Raw genomic sequence first — 16,285 nt, 5'->3', positions numbered from 1 at the left:
AAGAAGAGAATTCCGGAGGTCTCCAATGCCTATCCTGACCAGCCTTGCAGCCAGCAAAGCCGTGATCACCATGATCACGGCGGGCGCCATCGCAGCAGGAGGCGGCGCCGCCGCCTTTACCAGCATCACCACCACCACCGAAGCGCCTGCGCCAACGTCCACCGCATCGGCCAGCCCGTCGACATCGGCCCCTCGGGTCTCCTCCCCGGCGACCCCGACGACGGCGGTCCCCTCGACGACTTCGGCACCTCCTGCGTCGGCTCCTGAGACGGAGTCCCCGGAGCCGTCGTCGTCGGCTCCCGCTGCGGACGAACCGGCTGGGGATGCGCCGGGCACTCCGGCCCCGGCTCCTAGTTCACCAACGCCGACGCCTAGCCACTCGGCACCTTCATCCCATACTCCGGCTGATCGTGACGACGACGGAATGAAGGAAGCGAAGGACAAGGACGCCGGACACACCAAGACGGACCACGAGTCCAAGGGCGAGGACCAGCACAAGCAGGACCATGCCCACACCGAGGGCACCCCGGACGCAGGGGAGCGCTAAGCGGTTCCCGGCCCAAAGGTTGGGTGCAGCGCGTGCATCCCGTAGCGGGAGGGGCTCATCTGCCCTCCTGCTACGGGGTTGTCCCGTTCAAGCCGGGTGCTTCAGCCTAGGCGCCAAGGAGGATTTGCTCAGCGGCTGACCGGTTCCTGGTTGCGGAGGATATGGAGTTCGTCGCGCCGGGGGAGTCCTTCCCAATCGCCGGGTACCAGGCACACAAAAGCACCAGTGCTCACTGCAGTCCTAAGACGTTCCCCTGGGCCTAGGCCCTCCACGAATTCGGCGAGGTACCCGGCCACGAACGCGTCGCCGGCGCCGACAGTATCGAGGGCGTCGATGGCCAGTGCGTCCTGCCTGAAAACCTGGCCGTCAACGAATGCCACGGCACCGTCTGCACCCAGCTTGATAACCACTTGGCCGGGTCCCATGGAGGCGATGCGTCCGGCAGCCTCCTCGGCGTCGTGGACTGTCCCGACGGCGAGTCGGGCCTCCTCAAGACCTGCAAAAACGATGTCCACCTGCGGGATGATCTCCCGATAGGCGTCTGAGGCAGTCGCTGCGCTCCAAAGCTTGCTGCGGTAATTCAGGTCGAAGGACACCGGAACACCGGCGGCTTTGGCTGCTGCGACCGCATAACGAAAGGTCGCCGCGGCCTGCGGAGAAAGTGCCGGGGTGATGCCGCTGACGTGGAGCAACGCCGCCCCCGCAATCAGCTGCTCATCGACGTCGCCCGGGGCGATCCGGGAGCCCGCGCTGCCGGAGCGGTAGTACACAACGTTCTGGGCCGTGGGGGTACGGCGTTCCTTGATCATCAGACCGGTGGGCGCTTCGTCATCCACGGCGGCGCGGACGTCCACCCCTTCGGCGCGGATCTCCCGCTCAACAAGCCGGCCAAGGGAATCTCCACCGACGCGACCGCACCAGACAGCCTGGACGCCGAGGCGCTGCAGGCCGATGGCAACGTTCGATTCGGACCCTCCGATGCCAAGGCTCAAGGTGGACGCATGGGCCAGCGGTCCAGGTGTGTCCGAAGCCATGAGCGCCATGGTTTCACCAAGGGTTACTACGTAAGGTTTGGTGGTCATTGCCCGGCACCTGCCTGGTCGACGAGTGCGCGGACCCGCCGGGCCCGTGCGGTCAGTTCAGTCAGGCTGCCGCCTTTGAAGGCATCGCCGAGGAGCGGTCCCCCGAGGCTGACCGCCATTGCGCCTGCCCGAATCCAGTCAGGTACGTCCTCGATATTGACGCCGCCGGACGGGACCACCTGGATGTCCGGGAACGGGCCGCGCAATTGAGACACGTAGCCGGGCCCGACGGTGGAGGCGGGGAAGACTTTGACGGCGGTGGCCCCCAGCTTCCAACCGGCGTGGAGTTCGGTGGGGGTGAGTCCGCCGGGAAAGACGGGTGCGCCGCGTCGAGTGCAGGCGGTGATGACGTCCGGTTCGGTGATGGGCGTGACAATGTAGGCGGCACCCAGGTCGAGTGCCGTTTCGGCTTCCGCAGGAGTGGTCACGGTACCGACGCCGATTTCCACAGACTCGCCGAACCGCTCCAAAAGCACGGGAAGCTCCTCGAATACTCCCGGTGTGCTCAGTGTCAGTTCGATACTCAGCACACCGCCGTCCCGGAGGGCCTCAATGACGGGACTGTAGTCCTTGGCCTGTCTGGCCCGCAGCACCGCCACGACCCTCGTGTCGAGGAGCAAGGCGGATGGTGCAGGACGGGAGGCGGTACCGGGGGTTTCGAGATGGAACATGGATGTCCTTCGTGCGGTGACGGGTTGGGCGCGGTCTCCCGACGGCGACCTGACCGCCGTCGGGGACCGTGGGTGAACTCGCGGCTCAAGGTGACACCAGCGTAGCGGTAGCACAATCCATTCAGGCTGCTGACACCGAGGGTAGGGCCGGGGTAGCTTGTCCCCATGGCTACCGAAGCAACCACCCTCACCGTTGATGGGCCGAACGGTCCCCGCGAAATACGGATCTCCAGTCCCAGCCGGGTCCTGTGGCCTGAGATGGGCCTGACCAAGCTGGATCTCGCGCGCTACATCGTTGAGGTCGGGGACGCATTCATCTCTGCGAACGGCGACCGGCCGGTCTCGTTGCAGCGCTTTTCGGACAACATCGACGGCGACCAGTTCTTCTCCAAGAATCCGCCCAAAGGAACACCGGACTTTATAAGGTCCGTGAAGGTTATTTATCCGAGTGCGCGCTCGCATCCCCAATTGGTGCTCGATGAGCCGGCAGCTGCAGTGTGGGCCGTCCAAATGAACACAGTGGTCTTTCACCCTTGGCCCTCGCGAGTCGAAAACACAGACAACCCTGACCAGCTGCGGATCGACCTGGACCCGCAGCCGGGAACGGATTTCGACGACGCCGTTCCCGCGGCCCTTGCGTTGAAAGACGTACTCGCGGAGGCCGGATTGACCACCTTCATCAAGACCTCCGGAAACCGCGGGCTCCACGTCTATGCCCCGATCGAGCCGTCACATGAGTTCCTGGACGTACGGCATGCCGTGATTGCAGCCGCCCGGGAGCTCGAGCGGCGAATGCCGGACAAGGTCACCACTGCCTGGTGGAAGGAAGAACGGGGTGAACGGGTGTTCGTCGATTTCAACCAAGCCAACCGTGACCGGACCATAGCCGGCGCGTATAGCCCGAGGGCGCTCGCCCATGCCCCGGTCTCATGTCCCATCACGTGGGACGAACTTGAATCAGCGGACCCGAAAAACTTCACCATCCTTAGCGTGCCTGGCAGGTTGAAAACCCTCGGCGATCCGTGGAGTGGGATGCATTCCGAAGCGGGGAAGATCGACGTGCTGCTTCAATGGTGGGAACGCGACGTCGCCGCAGGACTTGGGGAGATGCTGTTCCCGCCCGACTACCCAAAGATGCCGGGCGAGCCGATGCGCGTGCAGCCGAGCCGGGCGCGCAAGCCTGACTGACTGACGGCCGGGATAGTGGCCTCGGCAGGCGATGAGTGGGAGAATGAGGGCTGGACCAAAACGGCCGGCGGCGCATCTTGCCTGCTGAGACCCAGGTAAGTCCCCCAGTGCGCCGTCGGTCCTTCGCCGTAGACCTCTTAAGCCGCGCCGGTCCATCTGGGCGCGGCCGACGCCCGCCCGAGTCCCTTGGCATGCGTACGGAATCCCTTGGCGGCCTCGCGCGGTTCGTCACAAGCCTGGGAAGCCGCGTGGTGGGGGATCGCGCCCCGAAGAACGGTGGCGGCAGGTTGGCGCACGCCCGCCGCCGGGCAAAGATCGGTGACAAGGCCCATGCCTGCGCACTCCCGCGCAGCCGCGATGCCGGCCACAACCGCGGACTTGTCCTCGAACGGCGTCGACACGGCAATGACCGTTCCGTCAGGGGATTTGAGGCGGAACCTGAAAAAGGACTCCCCGTCAACAAATACTTCGAATATGCCGGCCACTGCCACCCTCCCGGTCTGCGGATCCACCCCTAGCGACATCGCTACAGGGCAGGACGGAGCATCGCTGCGATCCTCGTCCGCTGCTCTGGTTGAACAACCACCGTGAAGCGTTTTTCACGTGATATTCAGTCTGTGCTAACGCCGTCGAGGCTAACAAGACCGGTTGAGTAAACCCTGTGTAAAACGTGTGCAACTCCGGGACAAGTCAGCTGCCGCTGGCCCGGTTCATCAGGTGTTCGAGCAGGGCCAGTTCGGGATATCCGGGGTGTCGGGCAATGCTGGACCGTAGTTTCACCCGGAGATGCTCGCCGCTCGGTTCGGTTCCGCTGAGGACTTCGTCGATGATTTCCTGTGCTTGCCCACGCAGGGCCGCCAGGGTGTCACTCTTGTCTCCCGGAACCAGCACGGGTTCCGGCTCGACGAGCGGGTCTTGAGACTCCAAAGGTTCCGACACGGCCAGCTCCTGATTTTTCATCCCGGCAACTCCCAGCTAGGTCCGGAATTCGCCCCCATCCACTGTCGATAGTAATGAGGGCGTCCGGGTTGTTCACTGCTTGAGGATCAGAACGACGAATATGGCATCCAAACGTTGGTTTGTGACGCGAACGATGGCGACGCCGCGCCGTTGCTTGTCAGTCCATGACCAGGTCGCGCGCCGCGGCAGCGATGTGCCGTGCGGAAATGCCTGCGGCGTTGAGCAAGTCCTTGGGTTCTCCGGACCCCGGCAGTTCCCTCACCGCGAGCAATGCCAGATGGAGTTTTGGAGTGTTGGCACTCGCAAGCGCTTCGAGGACGGCCGAGCCGATGCCGCCTTGGGCGTAGTGGTCTTCCACGACAACTATCCGGCCGTCGGTTTCGAGGCACGTACGGCGCAGGGTCTCGACGTCGATTGGCTTGATGGAGTAGAGGTCGATGACGCGGGCCTTGATTCCGGACTCGGCCAGTTGCTCGGCGGCCGCGAGGCACTCGTGGAACGTGACGCCGGCGCCGATGAGCGCCACTTGGTCATCGGGGCCGGCGCCGTGGACTTTGCTCCCGCCAAGGGGGAATTGTTCGTCAGGCCCGTAAATCACTGGATAGGCTCCACGGGTGGCGCGCAAGTAGGAGATTCCGGGAGTGTCAGCCATGGCGCGCACGAGTTGCGCCGTGGAGGGAGCGTCGGATGGATAGAGGACTGTGGAACTGTGCACTGCCCGCATCGCGGCAATGTCCTCCAGCGCCATCTGGGAAGGACCATCCTGCCCGATTTCAACGCCGGCATGCGTGCCGACGAGCCTGATGTCCACCTCGGAGACTCCGGCCATGCGGATAAAGTCGAATGGCCGCGAAACGAGGAAAGCCGCGAAACTTGAGGCAAAGGCCACGTAACCGCGGACCGAGAGGCCGATGGTGGCGGCGACAAGTTGCTGTTCGGCGATGAACACTTCGAAATACCGCTCAGGGGCGACCTCCTTGAAGTCGCCCGCGTGGGTCGAATTCCCCACCTCGCCATCGAGGACCACCACTTCGGGCCGGACCGCAAGCGCGGACACTGCGGCGCCGAAGGCGGCCCTGGTCGCCACTTTGTCGCCAACCTTCCACTCCGGAAGTGCGGCCGCAATGTGAGCGTCCGGCGTGATTGCCGGGGTGCCGGATTCCGGAGGGCGGGTGCTCACGCGGACGCTACTTGGACCCCCAAGGGCCGCTATGGCTTTCTCGGCCATGTCGGCGGGTAGCGCTTTGCCGTGCCAGCCGTTTTGGTCCTCGATCTCAGGTACGCCTTTGCCCTTGATCGTCTTAGCGAGAATGACTGTTGGCTTATCGGGATCGCTCCGTGCTTCGCCCAGGGCGCCGTCGATCTCGGAAAGATCATGTCCGTCGATGATGACGGCCCGGGCCCCGAAAGCCTCAACCCGCCGGGCGTAGGCGTCCATGTCCCACTGCAGTTCGGTGGGGCCGTCCTGGCCAAGCCTGTTGACGTCTACGACGGCGGTGAGGTTGCCAAGCTTGTAATAGGCCGCCTTGTCCAAGGCCTCCCAGATGGACCCTTCAGCTAGTTCGCTGTCTCCGCACAACACCCAGGTGTGGAAGGGCAGCTTGTCCAGGTACCGTCCGGCCATGCTTACCCCGACGGCGACCGGAAGCCCTTGCCCCAGCGAGCCGGTAGCCACATCCACCCAAGGCAGCATCGGCGTCGGGTGGCCCTGTAGCCGGGCACCGAACTGGCGGTAGGTGTTGAGCAGCTCATCTTCCCCGACTACCCCCACGGCCCGATACATGGAATACAGCAAGGGCGAAGCGTGTCCCTTGGAGAAAATGAGGTGGTCGTTGTTCGGCAGTTCCGGGCGTTCCCAGTCGTAGCGAAAGTGCCGAGTGAGGAGGACCGCCATGAGATCCGCGGCAGACAGCGACGACGTCGGGTGGCCAGAGCCGGCGTTGGTGCTGCACCTGATCGAATCCACGCGCAATTGCGTGGCCAGCGCCCGGATGGAATCCGCTTCGTCGGCTTCCATCGGGGCAGGACGCAATTCTTGACTTTTAGACATCTCAGTTGCCTTTCATGAGCTCCGAGCGGGTGGCCTGTCCTACGTGCCGGGCCTACAAGATCGTGAGTGGCGGCTCTCCCAAGGGCCGCGAGGGCGGGAAGGGTAGGTCCGGACCGGGCTCGGGGACAGGGGAAGGTCCCGGCTCGGGCAACGGAACCGGTTCGGGGCTGCCGGGACGGGGCCCGGGACCGGGCTCCGGCGTCGGTGTGGGGCCAGGCTCCCGGGTGGGGTCGGCGTTAGGGTCTCGCGTGGGGTCGGGAGGAAACTCACTCATTGTTGGCTCCTCGGCGTTTCTTCAGCGGTGTAGTCACCTTCGATGCGCTCCGCGGGCAGGTCAGCGACGCGTTCCGTGCCGTAGTCGCCCTCGGTGTACTGGCCGACGCGGGTCGCGTCGCCGCCGTCGGCCACTTCCATCGCCGCAGGGGCGGTCAGGTCGGGATCGACGGCGGGAAGTTCTGACGTGGTGGCGGAACGGGAGAATGCTCCCCCGGATTCGTCGACATCGCCGGCGGCCACGGAGCCCCGCCAGCCGCCGGTCTCGTGGCCGCGCTCTTCGATGAATTTCTTGAACTTGTCGAGATCGGCCGAAACCCGCATGTCGTCGATTCCCACCAGCGAGCCGGCCTTTTCGGCGATGCTCTCCGGCTCCCATTCGATCTCCACGCTTACGCGGGTACGGTCCGCGCCAAGGGCCTCGAAGCTTACCGAGCCTGCGTTCCGCGGTCCGTCGATGCTGGCCCAGCTGACCAGGGAATCCGGAACCTGTTCCAGGATCTGGGCGTTGTAGTCGCGCTTGACGCCGCCAACGTTGGTGGAAAAATGCAGGGCGGTCTCGTCGATTTGTTCGACCGCTTCGACGCCCTTCATGAATTCCGGGAAGGACTCGAACTGGGTCCATTGGTTGTAAGCCACTGAAACGGGAACTTCCACGTCGATCGTTCGATTAACCGTAGCCATGTTCATGCTCCTTGCTAGTGCTTATCCTGCGGAGTTTGGTGGTGGTTCAGGCGATCTAGCCAGCGTCGAATGTCTCGCCGTCGTCGTCTTTCGGGGACTTTTCCTGGGGCAGCCCGGTGGCATCGCCCTTCGGCTCCGACGAGAAGGAACTCCCGGGCTTGGTCCCTTCGGAGTTCGAGTCGTCCAGCTCGGCATCGGCTGATGGGACCGCGACTGAATCGTCGCCGTCGTCGCCTGTTGTCGGGGCGTCCTGTTCATTCAGCTGATTCGCCTGCTGCCCCTCGCCGCCTGGCATTTCCTGTTCGGGGGTCGGAGTTCCGTAGCCCCCGGCCTCTTCGGCTGCATGCTGCTCGTCCATGTCCACGCTGTCCTTTCCGTGCTGGTTGAACCTGTTGATGGAAAATCAAGGACCGGCTATTGAGGCGTCTTCCTCCGGTGGTCTGGAGAACGGACTCGGAAACGCAGGACCCTTGGCCCCGGGCGAGATGGACGCCGTTCTTCGTTCGACGGTTCGCGTGACCTTGCCACCACATCGAAACTAATAGGCCGGACGGACTCTTGTCCATGGATTCCGGCAAATTGATCAGCAGACTTACTATCTTGATCGAAAAGGCCTAGACTGGCTCGGCTTTCGTGCCGCGATCTACGGCTCGCGGCTTGTGGGCGCGGTGCCTGATGGCTCGTTCGGCAAAGCCTTCCGCCGCCGAGGCGACCAGGAAAGCAGCGGGTACAGCAGTACGAGTGCAGTGAGCGCCACAAGGATGGCGCCGCCGGCGGCGAACCCCGCCTCGGGCCCCACTGCAACACTGAAAATCAGTCCGGCGCATCCTGCAATCAGCAGGGCGACGCAAGCGACGACGGTCTTGACGATCGTGTTCCCGGCAGCCACCAGCCGGTACTTGACGTGATGCTGGAAGAGTCGCCGGTGCAGGCTGACCGGGACCAGCATGAGCCCGGTAGTCATCGTCGCCAGGACAACCAAGACGAGGAACCACCACTTCTGCAGCTCTGTCAGCGTGGCGAATCGCTGCTGGAACGGAAGGGTCAGAAGGAAGCCCCCGATGAGTTGGACGCCTGTCTGGAGAACGCGCATCTCCTGGAGCAGCTCGTTCCAGTTGCGGTCCATCCGTTGGTCCTCGGACTCGTGTCTGGTATCGGCCGCCGGGCCAGGAAGCAACGGATCCTCCGGGTGGCTCACGATGGCCGAGGCAACTGGCAACCTGCCACAGGGTTCAGTCCCATGTAGTTCAGCGGACCGGAGACAATATTCAGCGTAATCGTCGCGAACTGGGAACACTGCGCGGGGACCGCGTTGAAGTAGCCCCGCTGGCCCGCGGCTACCGCCCCCACGACGAGCCAAATCACTACGATTAGCCCGAAGAATGACCCGAATCGCATGGCCATCGACCAACCTCTCCTCAATTCCGGATATCCTCAGCTTACTTATTAAGCGACCTCGACCATAGGCTGGCCTGATGGGAAACCACGTGGGGACCTCGGGGTGGAGTTATGACCATTGGGAACATGTGCTCTGTCTTCCCGGCACACCCTCTCTCGGCAACTGCGAGGGCTGACCCCCCGATCGTTAGGCGATAGATTTCATGGGTCAAAGCAAGGGGGCCAAGGTGCCATCGTCATCGCTCATGACTGTGATTCTGGCTTTTGCCGCAAATCTTCTTGTTGCCGCGGCAAAAACAATTGCTGCCGTTATTAGCGGGTCGGCTTCGATGATCGCCGAGTCCGCCCACTCCTGGGCGGACACCGGAAACCAGGTGTTCCTGCTGGTGGCGGAGAGGAGATCGTCGAAACAGCGCGACGTAGCCCACCCTATGGGCTACGGGAGGGAAGCGTACGTGTGGTCGATGTTTGCCGCATTTGGGCTTTTCACCGCGGGTGCCGTGGTCTCCGTGATGCACGGCATCCAGCAGCTTTTCGCACCGGAGCCCGCCGGCGATTTCGCGGTCGCCTATATTGTTTTGGCAATATCGTTCGTTCTCGAAGGTGCGTCGTTCTTCCAGGCGTTACGGCAAGCGCGCACGTCCGCGCGGGAGCTTGAACGCCGCACGTTGGAGCAGGTCCTCAAGAGCTCGGATCCCACCATGCGCGCCGTCTTCGCGGAGGACAGCGCGGCGTTGATTGGCCTGGTGATCGCCTTCTTGGGCATCTTGCTGCACCAGCTCACGGGATCGCCACTTCCAGACGCTCTCGGATCCATATTTGTCGGCATCCTTCTCGGGGTGATAGCGGTGGTGTTGATAGATCGCAATCGTCGATTCCTCGTCGGCCAGGGCGTTACTCCCGAACTCGAGAAGTCGATGGCGATCAGGGTTCTGGAACACCCTGAAATCGAGCGCCTGACCTATCTGCACCTGGAATTTGTCGGTCCGCGCAAGCTGTACCTCGTAGCGGCCGTGGATATCACGGGCGACCTTCGGGAGCACGAAGTAGCCGTGGCCCTGCGCCGCGTGGAACGGGAACTTGAAGACGAGGAAACCGTCGAGGAAGCGGTGCTGACCCTCGCTACCCCCGACGAACCCTCGCTGTCCTTTGGTGTTCGGCGGCCGTCGCCGGCCGTTGAGTAAGACGAGCTCGGCAATCGGCCGGAACCCCCGGAGAAAACAAGTACACGCCACTCGTGCCATGGTCCACGCAAAGCTGTTGACTCAAGAGACCAGCATCCGCGCGCTGTCCGGGGACGCCGATCCCAGCTGGCCAACGGCAGGGTCGGCCGATCGATCGAACAGGCGCCGCGGAAGCACAGCCAACGTTGAGGGGAGCTGCAATGGACGCGCAAGTTTGGATTTGGATCGTGGTGGCGATTGTCATCATCGCGGTGATCGTCGCCGTCGTCCTTTATGGGCGCCGCGCTAAGAACGCCGCCAACCGCAAGCGCGCCGCGGACCTCCGCGAGAAAGCCCGTACCGATGCCCTCGGAGCTCATGAGCGCAGCGCCGAAGCCGCCCGGGCGACGGCCGACGCGGCCCGGGCCGAGAGCGAAGCGGAGCGGTTGCACCAGGAGGCCACCGAGAAGCAAAGGGCTGCCGAGCGTGCCAATGAAGCCTCGCAGGACAGGCTGCGGCGGGCAGAGGAACTTGACCCCGATGCGGGCAATCGCTCGGTCAGCGACGACGGCAGCCGTCGGGATAGGAACGACGACGGCGGCCGTTTGGACAGGGACGACGAAAACCGGCGGGAGGGGGACGAGGACCGAGGCGACGAGGAAGGCCGCCGAGGGCCGAGACCTTAGGCCAGGGCAACGCATCCGATGATGAGGACTCTGTCGCGCGTAGCCAGGGCAGCCCTTACACCCCGCCTGCGGTGGGAGCGGTTTGAGGTTGCTCTGCCAATTCCTGGGTAGCGGCCCAACTCGCAAGGAGGCGCAGGGCATCTGCGGAAGGGGAGCCGGGCTCTGCAGGGTAGATGAACAGCGAAAGGCCGGTGTCCGCTGACAGCTCCATCGCTTCGAACAGCAATCGGAGTTCGCCCACCACGGGGTGATGGAAATGCTTGAAGCCGCTGTAGTGGCGGCGCACGTTGTGTGCTGCCCAGCGAGTGCGGAATTCATCGCTGCGGGTGGAAAGCTCTCCTACGAGGTCGCTCAGTCCGCGGTCAAAGGGATCCCGGCCGGCCTCGGTGCGGAGGATGGCCACCATGTTGTTGGCAGCGAGCTCCCAATCCGGGAAGAACCTCCGCGCCCGCTCTTCATCCAGGAAAATGAAGCGCGCGTAGTTGGCCGGCCGGATCGGGTCGACGTACATCTCGGAATGCAATGCGCGGCCGAGCATGTTGGCGGCGAGGATGTCCATGCGTGCGTTACGGACAAACGCCGGCGCGTCAGTGATGGCGTCGAGGGCAAACTGGACGCTCGGCCGGAGATTTTGCGGCGCAGATCGACGCTGCCTCTTGCTTGTTCCCGCCGCGCGGGCCAGATCGAAGAGATGTGCCCGTTCGGCGTCGTCCAGGTGCAACGCCCTGGCCAACGCTTCGAGGACGCTTTCAGACACTCCGGCAAGGTTGCCGCGTTCCAGACGGGTGTAGTACTCGACGCTCACCCCGGCGAGCGTGGCGACTTCTCCGCGACGGAGCCCGGGTACCCGCCGGTTGCCGCCCGACGTCGGCAGCCCAGCCTGTTCGGGAGTGATCTTCGCCCGACGTGTGGCAAGGAAATCGCGTGCGTCGTTCCGGTTGTCCATACGCTCAACGATAGTGACCTTACAGCGCCGTGGGGGAGTCCCTGCCAGTACCTCCATCAGCGGAAAGTCACCAGCGAAGGTCACGGACCCGGCGTCGTGATGGCTCCGGCGTCGCCCTAGAAAATGTGGAAGTCGCCGGCGTCGGCGTTAGCCGACGGGTACACCACAGGTTCCCGCCCCAACTCAAGCAGGACGTCGTTGATGCTCATTTGCCCGTCGAGTTGGACGGCCGGGACGAAGGCGGTTTCGGATTCGACTTCAGCGGTCATGGATCGATCCTATGCGCGGCGGGGCCCGCGGACATGATGAACACGCGGCTGTCAGGGCAAGACGGCGAGCGTTGTTTTGCGCTCGAGGGTCACGGTTTCTGGGATGCGGCCGCCGAGGGGGAGAGATCGGCCAGCGTGAGGGGATGCGCGGGAGTCCCGGGGAAGGGGTGGCTGACTGTCACAGCCAAATCCGCATTGACGTGGACCAACGCACCGGAGGGCAGTGCACTCCACCCGGAATTGTCATCCATCGGTTCTGTGGCGATGAGGACGTGTCCTGCACGCGAGGCCTCCTTGCTGTGCGCGCGGATTCGGGAGCTGCGTGCGTCAAGGGGAGCTGCCTCGTCCGAACGGGAAGGCAACCGTTCCAGGATGTGCAATTCATGCGTTTCCGGATACCTGACGGCCCAAAGGTCGCTAGCGGTCGTCAGGATGAGGTTCAAGCTGAACACCGGAAGCTCCGCGGCGATCCAGCTGATCGCCCGGGTGATACCTTCGCCGACGTCGCCATCCGCCCTTCTGATCTCCGCGGTGATCAGTGCGAAGAGCCGCTCGCTGTCAGTCTGGCCCTCCACCAGGTCTGCGACGACGAACTCGGCCAGCCGCTCGTCGAGCCGTTCAAGATCGCCGAATGCGCCGTTGTGGGCGAACAACCGCCCGTCCTGTTCGAACGGGTGGGTGTTGACCATGGTGTGCGCGCCCGTGCTGGCATACCTCACATGGGCCAGGAACGTCGTGCTTTTCAGGACCCGTGCCTCACGAGCAAACGCGTGGTCCTCCCACGCAGCGAGCGGCTGCTTGGCAACATGGGCCGTGCCGTCGCCGTCGAAGGTGCCTATGCCGGCGCCGTCGGGCTCGCGCCTGCTCTGGTCAGCGAGGCTGTCCGGCGCGTCCAAAAGCCAGAAAGTGGCCCGAACTGCCTGCGAACCGGCATGCAAGCCAAACAATCGGCACATGGCACTCCTCTTCCTTGAAATGCTTGGATTTGCTTGAAGCTGCTGGCTAGTGGTGGAACGCCTGGGTTTGCCCACCCGCGGGCATCGGCGCAGTGAGGCCGTCCAGGTAAGCGACTTCCTTCTTGAGGTCGGCCAGGAAACTGGAGGCGAGATCTCGAGTGAAGCCGTTGCGGACAACGATCCGCTGAACCGTGATCTCGCTCAGTCCCTCCGGCATGGGGTACGCGGGAACGAGCCATCCATTCATCCGCAGCCGTTCGGACAAGTGGTGAAGGTTCCAATTCTCCGTATAGCCGTCAGTGAGCTGCCACGCAAAGACCGGAATGTCCGATCCGTCGCTCCACAAAGTAAACGACTCCATCGCCCCTATTTCACTGGAGAGATAGAGCGCCACGTCCCGGGAGGTTGCTTGCACGGATCTGTATCCCTCGTATCCGAGCCGGAGGAACAGGTAGTACTGAAGGAGGACCTGGGCGCCCGGGCGTGAGAAGTTGAGCGCGAAGCTCGGCATGTTGCCGCCCAGGTAACTGACATGGAAGATCAGGTCCTCCGGGAGCGCTTGTTCGTCGCGCCAGATGATCCAGCCAAGGCCGGGATAGACCAAGCCGTACTTGTGGCCGGACGTATTGATCGAAGCGACCCTCGGCAGGCGGAAGTCCCAGACCGTCTCCTTTTGCAGGAAGGGCGCAACCATTGCTCCAGAGGCGCCGTCGACGTGGATCGGCACATCAAGGCCGTGCTTTTCCTGGATTTCGTCCAGGGCAGCCGAGATTTGCTCCACAGGTTCATAGGCCCCCGTGTAAGTCACGCCCATGATGGCCACTACGCCGATGGTGTTCTCGTCCACGTACTTGTCCAGCTCGTAGCCGTCCAGGACTTGGTGTTCCTTCGACACAGGGACGTACCGGGCCTCCACGTCCCAGTAATTGCAGAACTTCTCCCAGCACACCTGCACGGCCGAGCTGAGGACAAGGTTGGGCTTGTCCGTGGGAAGGCCGGCCGCGCGGCGCGCATGCTGCCAGCGTCGCTTCAAGGCCAGGCCGCCCAGCATGCATGCCTCGGAAGAACCGATCGTTGAGGTCCCGACGGACTTAGCGGGATCGGGCGCGTTCCACAAGTCTGCGAGCATCCGCCAGCAGCGGGTCTCGATCAGGGCCGTCTGGGGGTATTCGTCTTTGTCGATCATGTTCTTGTCGAACGTCTCGGCATACAGTTTCGACGCTTCCGGTTCCATCCATGTGCCAACGAAAGTAGCCAGATTCAGGCGGGAGTTGCCGTCCAGCATGGCTTCGTCATGGACCACCTGATAGGCAGTCGAAGGAAGGGACTCACCGTCCGGAAGAGTGAACCGGGGAAAAATACTGGATTCTCCCGGCCGGCTGAACACCGGGTTCAACTCAACTGCTGTGTCGGGTTCATGGGCTGATGTTCGGTGTGACCTATTGATGGTTCGCTCCTTTGACTCGCCGCAGCGTCAGCCGCTGCATGGGCATGGCCCGCCAAGGTCCCACGCTACCGTGGCAGGCCTCCGTGCCCAAGCTCTTCCAGGAGCCGCGCCGGCCGAGTCGATCCACCCCCATGCCATGGTGCCAAAGTGACTCCTGGTGCATAATCGCAGGGGACGGAGCTCAGTCACCGCGATCGTAGGAGGCACCAATGCCGATGCAGGACACTCCAGAAGATCCACAGCCGGGGGAAACGCGAAGCGTTCCGCTGCCTGGATCGGAGCGGGCTGCCGCTCCGGGCGTCCGGGACAGTCTCGGTCCGGTTGATCCGTCCCGGCGGATCGAGGTCACGGTCATCCTGAGGCGGCAGGAGGACATGGCTGACGGTCCGTCCGAAGCGATTTCGCGGGACGAATTGGCCTCCCGATACGGCGCATCGGCCCCAGACCTGGATCTGGCCGAACGCACTTTCGCCAACCTTGGCCTCGACATTGTGGAGTCCGACGCCGCCAGCCGCAGGATTCGGCTGGCCGGATCCGTGGAGCGGATGAGCAGCATCTTCGGGACGTCCCTGGACGAGCTGACGAGCCGCAGCCCGGACGGCAGCGCTGTCACTCACCGCCATCGCACTGGAGGACTCCAGATACCTGCAGCCCTCGACGGCGTCGTCGTCGCCGTCCTTGGCCTTGACGACCGACCCCAGGCACGGGCCCAGTTCCGCGCCATCCCCCTCGCCGCGGCAGGAACCAGCTACACCCCGCCCCAGTTGGGAAAGATCTACAACTTCCCGGCGGGAACCGACGGTACGGGCCAAACCGTCGCGATCCTCGAGTTGGGCGGCGGATACGGCCAGCAAGACCTTGACGCTTACTTCCAGGGCCTTGGCATCGCCACGCCGAGCATCACCGCGGTGGGAGTCGACGGCGGGGCGAACCAACCGGGGCAGGATCCGGCGGGTGCCGACGGAGAAGTCCTCCTCGACATCGAAGTGGTGGGCGCCTTGGCGCCGAAAGCCGCAATTGTGGTCTACTTTGCTCCCAACACCGACGCCGGATTCCTGGATGCGATTGTCGCGGCCTCCCACGCTAACCCGACGCCGGCCGCAATCAGCATCAGTTGGGGCCAGAGCGAAGACTCCTGGACCGCGCAAGCCCGCACGGCCTTCGACCAGGCCATGGCCGACGCGGCGGCACTCGGGGTGACGGTGACAGCGGCAGCCGGGGACAACGGCAGTGCGGACGGCGCAACCGACAACAAGGACCACGCCGATTTTCCGGCGTCGAGCCCGCATGTGCTGGCCTGCGGCGGAACCCGTCTTCAAGCGGACGCCTCGACAGGTGTCATCAGCGCGGAAACGGTCTGGAACGACGGTCCCAACTCGGCAACCGGCGGAGGATACAGCGACGTCTTTCCGGTTCCGTCCTGGCAGTCCGGCATCTCGGGACACACCACGCACAAGCCTGCACCCAACAAGGCCGGCAGGGGCGTGCCCGATGTCAGTGGCGTCGCCGACCCGCAGACCGGTTACCAAGTACGCGTCGACGGGAAAGACATGGTGATCGGTGGAACCAGCGCGGTGGCCCCTCTCTGGGCGGCTCTTGTTGCCCGCCTCGCCCAAGCCACCAATAGGCGATTCGGGCTGATCCAGCCGCTGCTCTACCAAAACGGCACCCAACCGGCGTCGGGCTTCCATGACATCACTGTCGGCTCGAACGGAAGCTACCACGCAGGGACCGGCTGGGATCCCTGCACGGGCCTGGGCAGTCCGGACGGCACTGCCCTCCTTGCATTGCTGCAGGCCAAGCCCTGATCGCGCATTCCTCGGCAAAATTCATTGGCAGCCGGACCCAAGGGCCACCACCGCTTAAGCGTTGGCCTGGAGGCCACTAATCGGCACGCCCGCACCTTCTTTGGCTGCCTCAGCCGGAGCGGATACGATGGACGATGGCTGGCTGTGGTCCCCGTAC

General features: G+C 63.9%; 17 protein-coding genes. 5 read left to right on the top strand and 12 right to left on the bottom strand.

The annotated features are described in order from the left end of the window. Positions 1–25: 25 nt before the first annotated feature. On the top strand, positions 26–547 hold the full coding sequence (locus ACSBOX_RS10405; protein ID WP_442545902.1) for a hypothetical protein: 522 nt from the start codon (positions 26–28) through the stop codon (positions 545–547). A gap of 128 nt (positions 548–675) precedes the next feature. Here ACSBOX_RS10405 and ACSBOX_RS10400 read toward each other — a convergent pair whose 3' ends face one another. Both ACSBOX_RS10400 and ACSBOX_RS10395 read right to left on the bottom strand, forming a co-directional pair. After that, positions 676–1,629 (bottom strand): sugar kinase, encoded by a 954-nt coding sequence (locus ACSBOX_RS10400; protein ID WP_442545901.1) that lies wholly within the window; start codon positions 1,627–1,629, stop codon positions 676–678. Then, positions 1,626–2,300: a bifunctional 4-hydroxy-2-oxoglutarate aldolase/2-dehydro-3-deoxy-phosphogluconate aldolase gene (locus ACSBOX_RS10395; RefSeq protein ID WP_442545900.1), complete on the bottom strand. Its 675-nt coding sequence runs from the start codon at positions 2,298–2,300 to the stop codon at positions 1,626–1,628. The genes ACSBOX_RS10400 and ACSBOX_RS10395 overlap by 4 nt, the downstream gene beginning before the upstream one ends. A 165-nt stretch (positions 2,301–2,465) precedes the next feature. Here ACSBOX_RS10395 and ligD point away from each other — a divergent pair, with 165 nt between their 5' ends. Beyond that, a complete protein-coding gene (ligD, locus tag ACSBOX_RS10390) occupies positions 2,466–3,488 on the top strand; it encodes a non-homologous end-joining DNA ligase (protein WP_442545899.1) in 1,023 nt (340 codons plus the stop codon). Between the two features lie 137 nt (positions 3,489–3,625). Here ligD and ACSBOX_RS10385 read toward each other — a convergent pair whose 3' ends face one another. From ACSBOX_RS10385 to ACSBOX_RS10360, 6 genes are all read right to left on the bottom strand, one after another. Next, complete coding sequence (locus ACSBOX_RS10385; RefSeq protein ID WP_442545898.1) at positions 3,626–3,973, bottom strand: YegP family protein; 348 nt, start codon at positions 3,971–3,973, stop codon at positions 3,626–3,628. A gap of 205 nt (positions 3,974–4,178) precedes the next feature. Next, positions 4,179–4,427, bottom strand: a complete 249-nt coding sequence (locus tag ACSBOX_RS10380) for a hypothetical protein (protein WP_442545897.1) — start codon at positions 4,425–4,427, stop codon at positions 4,179–4,181. Positions 4,428–4,605: 178 nt separating this feature from the next. Then, positions 4,606–6,498 (bottom strand): transketolase, encoded by a 1,893-nt coding sequence (locus ACSBOX_RS10375; protein ID WP_442545896.1) that lies wholly within the window; start codon positions 6,496–6,498, stop codon positions 4,606–4,608. A 270-nt stretch (positions 6,499–6,768) separates the two neighbouring features. Then, positions 6,769–7,455 (bottom strand): SRPBCC family protein, encoded by a 687-nt coding sequence (locus ACSBOX_RS10370; RefSeq protein ID WP_442545895.1) that lies wholly within the window; start codon positions 7,453–7,455, stop codon positions 6,769–6,771. A 55-nt stretch (positions 7,456–7,510) separates the two neighbouring features. Continuing rightward, positions 7,511–7,813: a hypothetical protein gene (locus ACSBOX_RS10365; RefSeq protein ID WP_442545894.1), complete on the bottom strand. Its 303-nt coding sequence runs from the start codon at positions 7,811–7,813 to the stop codon at positions 7,511–7,513. A gap of 285 nt (positions 7,814–8,098) precedes the next feature. Further along, positions 8,099–8,581, bottom strand: a complete 483-nt coding sequence (locus ACSBOX_RS10360) for a DUF6328 family protein (RefSeq protein WP_442545893.1) — start codon at positions 8,579–8,581, stop codon at positions 8,099–8,101. 475 nt (positions 8,582–9,056) lie between these two features. Between ACSBOX_RS10360 and ACSBOX_RS10355 the strand changes: the two genes are divergently transcribed. Continuing rightward, positions 9,057–10,037, top strand: coding sequence for a cation diffusion facilitator family transporter (locus ACSBOX_RS10355; protein WP_442545892.1), 981 nt, complete (start codon positions 9,057–9,059; stop codon positions 10,035–10,037). Between the two features lie 200 nt (positions 10,038–10,237). Next, complete coding sequence (locus tag ACSBOX_RS10350; protein ID WP_442545891.1) at positions 10,238–10,702, top strand: hypothetical protein; 465 nt, start codon at positions 10,238–10,240, stop codon at positions 10,700–10,702. Between the two features lie 55 nt (positions 10,703–10,757). Here the strand turns inward: ACSBOX_RS10350 and ACSBOX_RS10345 are convergent, their stop codons facing one another. The 4 genes from ACSBOX_RS10345 to ACSBOX_RS10330 all read right to left on the bottom strand — a co-directional run bounded on the left by ACSBOX_RS10345 (position 10,758) and on the right by ACSBOX_RS10330 (position 14,320). Then, positions 10,758–11,648, bottom strand: a complete 891-nt coding sequence (locus tag ACSBOX_RS10345) for a helix-turn-helix transcriptional regulator (RefSeq protein WP_442545890.1) — start codon at positions 11,646–11,648, stop codon at positions 10,758–10,760. A 116-nt stretch (positions 11,649–11,764) separates the two neighbouring features. After that, complete coding sequence (locus ACSBOX_RS10340) at positions 11,765–11,917, bottom strand: hypothetical protein (RefSeq protein WP_172465612.1); 153 nt, start codon at positions 11,915–11,917, stop codon at positions 11,765–11,767. A gap of 89 nt (positions 11,918–12,006) precedes the next feature. Next, a complete protein-coding gene (locus ACSBOX_RS10335; protein ID WP_442545889.1) occupies positions 12,007–12,873 on the bottom strand; it encodes a class II glutamine amidotransferase in 867 nt (288 codons plus the stop codon). Positions 12,874–12,919: 46 nt separating this feature from the next. Continuing rightward, a complete protein-coding gene (locus ACSBOX_RS10330) occupies positions 12,920–14,320 on the bottom strand; it encodes a glutamate decarboxylase (protein WP_442546015.1) in 1,401 nt (466 codons plus the stop codon). A 209-nt stretch (positions 14,321–14,529) separates the two neighbouring features. On the opposite strand from ACSBOX_RS10330, the gene ACSBOX_RS10325 reads away from it, so the two are divergent. Further along, positions 14,530–16,128, top strand: a complete 1,599-nt coding sequence (locus ACSBOX_RS10325; protein WP_442545888.1) for a S53 family peptidase — start codon at positions 14,530–14,532, stop codon at positions 16,126–16,128. The last annotated feature ends 157 nt before the right edge of the window (positions 16,129–16,285 follow it).

It is taken from the genome of Arthrobacter sp. KN11-1C (assembly GCF_052180225.1).
Lineage (GTDB): Bacteria > Actinomycetota > Actinomycetes > Actinomycetales > Micrococcaceae > Arthrobacter.
The sequence above is the reverse complement of the archived record's forward strand: the minus strand, read 5'-3'. Positions and strand labels throughout refer to the sequence as shown.

What these genes read in the sequence shown, in the direction of transcription:
- ACSBOX_RS10405 (WP_442545902.1), top strand. Translation starts at nt 26, where the DNA reads ATGCCTATCCTGACCAGCCTTGCAGCCAGCAAAGCCGTGATCACCATG.
- ACSBOX_RS10400 (WP_442545901.1), bottom strand. Translation starts at nt 1,629, where the DNA reads ATGACCACCAAACCTTACGTAGTAACCCTTGGTGAAACCATGGCGCTC.
- ACSBOX_RS10395 (WP_442545900.1), bottom strand. Translation starts at nt 2,300, where the DNA reads ATGTTCCATCTCGAAACCCCCGGTACCGCCTCCCGTCCTGCACCATCC.
- ligD (WP_442545899.1), top strand. Translation starts at nt 2,466, where the DNA reads ATGGCTACCGAAGCAACCACCCTCACCGTTGATGGGCCGAACGGTCCC.
- ACSBOX_RS10375 (WP_442545896.1), bottom strand. Translation starts at nt 6,498, where the DNA reads ATGTCTAAAAGTCAAGAATTGCGTCCTGCCCCGATGGAAGCCGACGAA.
- ACSBOX_RS10370 (WP_442545895.1), bottom strand. Translation starts at nt 7,455, where the DNA reads ATGGCTACGGTTAATCGAACGATCGACGTGGAAGTTCCCGTTTCAGTG.
- ACSBOX_RS10365 (WP_442545894.1), bottom strand. Translation starts at nt 7,813, where the DNA reads ATGGACGAGCAGCATGCAGCCGAAGAGGCCGGGGGCTACGGAACTCCG.
- ACSBOX_RS10360 (WP_442545893.1), bottom strand. Translation starts at nt 8,581, where the DNA reads ATGGACCGCAACTGGAACGAGCTGCTCCAGGAGATGCGCGTTCTCCAG.
- ACSBOX_RS10355 (WP_442545892.1), top strand. Translation starts at nt 9,057, where the DNA reads ATGGGTCAAAGCAAGGGGGCCAAGGTGCCATCGTCATCGCTCATGACT.
- ACSBOX_RS10350 (WP_442545891.1), top strand. Translation starts at nt 10,238, where the DNA reads ATGGACGCGCAAGTTTGGATTTGGATCGTGGTGGCGATTGTCATCATC.
- ACSBOX_RS10345 (WP_442545890.1), bottom strand. Translation starts at nt 11,648, where the DNA reads ATGGACAACCGGAACGACGCACGCGATTTCCTTGCCACACGTCGGGCG.
- ACSBOX_RS10340 (WP_172465612.1), bottom strand. Translation starts at nt 11,917, where the DNA reads ATGACCGCTGAAGTCGAATCCGAAACCGCCTTCGTCCCGGCCGTCCAA.
- ACSBOX_RS10335 (WP_442545889.1), bottom strand. Translation starts at nt 12,873, where the DNA reads ATGTGCCGATTGTTTGGCTTGCATGCCGGTTCGCAGGCAGTTCGGGCC.
- ACSBOX_RS10325 (WP_442545888.1), top strand. Translation starts at nt 14,530, where the DNA reads ATGCCGATGCAGGACACTCCAGAAGATCCACAGCCGGGGGAAACGCGA.